This window comes from Marinobacter algicola DG893 (assembly GCF_000170835.1).
GTDB lineage: Bacteria > Pseudomonadota > Gammaproteobacteria > Pseudomonadales > Oleiphilaceae > Marinobacter > Marinobacter algicola.
Map to the genome: position 1 here is coordinate 1 of NZ_ABCP01000095.1, position 1720 is coordinate 1720.

Sequence of the window (1720 nt, forward strand, 5' to 3'; positions counted from 1 at the left end):
TCTCGTAATGTAGTAAAACCAACAACAATCAATATGCAACTAACAACAAAAAGGTGCCCCATGAAGAAATGGCCCACTGTCGCAGCAACCACCTGCCTGCTTTGCTTCAGCGCAGCCAGTCCCGGATCAGACACGTTTAATGCGTTACCGGAAGCACGCAAGCGGGTCATCAATCAGTGGGTTTCAGAAAGCTTTCAGGCCTCCACGCTATCTCCAGATCAGCAAGCGGAAGAACTTGCCTGGTTTGCACATACCGCCAAGCCACTGGAAGGCCTGCAAATTTCAGTGCTGTCAGAGAACCTGACAACGCACCGTTACGAATCCGAAGTGCTCGCGAAGGCGTTTACCGACATTACCGGGATAAAAGTGACCCATGACCTGAAACCGGAAGGCGAGGTCATCCGCCAGGTCAACCTGCAAAGAATCATGGCCGCCAAGGGCCGCTACGACGCCTTCGTCAACGACTCCGATCTGATTGGCACTCATGCCCGCACCGGCTGGGCACTGGCACTGAGTGACTACATGGAAGGGAAAGGGCGAGACTACACATTGCCAACGCTGGATCTCGAGGATTTTATTGGCCTGAGTTTCGTCACCGGCCCGGATGGAAAAATCTATCAGTTGCCGGACCAGCAGTTCGCCAACCTTTACTGGTTCCGTTACGACTGGTTCCAACGCCCCGAATTACGCGCAAAATTCCTGGAGCGCTATGGGTATGAGCTTGGCGTGCCGCTGAACTGGTCCGCCTATGAGGATATTGCCGAATTTTTCACTGTCCATGTGAAGGCGATCGATGGCGAGCGGGTATACGGCCATATGGACTATGGCAAACGAGACCCGTCACTCGGGTGGCGCTTCACTGACGCCTGGCTGTCCATGGCTGGCGCCGGCGACCCCGGGCTGCCCAATGGCCTACCAGTGGATGAGTGGGGAATCCGGATGGAGGAATGTCATCCTGTCGGCTCGTCCGTCGAAAGAGGCGGCGCCACCAATGGGCCGGCCGCTGTTTATGCCCTGCAGAAGTATATAGATTGGCTTAAAGGCTACGCGCCTCCGGAAGCGTCAGACATGAACTTTTCCGAGGCCGGCCCCGTTCCCGCTCAGGCCAGATTGCCCAGCAGATTTTCTGGTATACCGCGTTCACGTCCGACATGACCAAACCCGGGCTACCCGTGGTCAACGACGACGGTACGCCAAAATGGCGAATGGCCCCCTCTCCATACGGCGCCTATTGGTCGGAAGGCATGAAACTCGGCTATCAGGACGTAGGCGCCTGGACCATTCCAAGAGTGATGAGTGATCGCAGTCAGAAAGCGGCCTGGCTTTACGCCCAGTTCACCGTCTCGAAATCGGTATCGCTTCAGAAAACCCTCGTAGGCCTGACGCCGATTCGCGAATCGGACCTGAACTCTCCGGAAATGCTGGCCAAAAGCGCGGAGCTGGGCGGATTGGTGGAGTTCTACCGCAGCCCGGCCCGTGAAGCCTGGACCCCCACGGGGGTCAATATCGCCGACTACCCCAAACTGGCTAAACTCTGGTGGCCAAACATCGCCGATGCTATCTCGGGAGAGCGAACAGCCCAGCAAGCCCTGGATAAGCTCGCTGAAAGCCAGGACAGAGCCATGGCGGTAATGGAACGCAACTACACGGTCAAGAACTGCCCACCCCGTATCGCATCAGACGAGGAAGCGAAAGGTCGCGACTGGTGGTTCGCGCAGCC

General features: G+C 56.9%; 1 pseudogene. It reads left to right on the forward strand.

Annotated elements, in window-relative coordinates:
- Positions 1–141 precede the first annotated feature (141 nt).
- Positions 142–1720 (forward strand): annotated as a pseudogene (locus MDG893_RS20360) (ABC transporter substrate-binding protein); the annotation flags it as partial.